Origin of the sequence: Phosphitispora fastidiosa (assembly GCF_019008365.1) — a bacterium.
Lineage (GTDB): Bacteria > Bacillota > Thermincolia > Thermincolales > UBA2595 > Phosphitispora > Phosphitispora fastidiosa.
This window is the reverse complement of the sequence record NZ_JAHHUL010000087.1, coordinates 1-321: the sequence shown is the minus strand read 5'-3', so window position 1 is coordinate 321 and position 321 is coordinate 1. Positions and strand designations below refer to the sequence as shown.

The 321-nt window shown below is 50.8% G+C and carries 1 rRNA gene; it reads right to left on the bottom strand.

Features of this window, described 5'->3' with window-relative positions:
• Positions 1-321 (bottom strand): 16S ribosomal RNA (locus Ga0451573_RS19055); the annotation flags it as partial.

The window sequence follows — 321 nt, the reverse complement described above, 5'->3', positions numbered from 1 at the left end:
CTCTTCCGATCTGGCCTCGGGACTACAAGGGTTTCTAATCCTGTTTGCTCCCCACGCTTTCGTATCTCAGCGTCAGTTACGGTCCAGAAAGTCGCCTTCGCCACTGGTGTTCTTCCTAATCTCTACGCATTTCACCGCTACACTAGGAATTCCACTTTCCTCTCCCGCACTCTAGATATCCAGTTTCAAATGCAGCTCCCAGGTTAAGCCCGGGAATTTCACATCTGACTTAAATATCCGCCTACATACTCTTTACGCCCAGTAAATCCGGACAACGCTTGCCACCTACGTATTACCGCGGCTGCTGGCACTCTTCAGCAG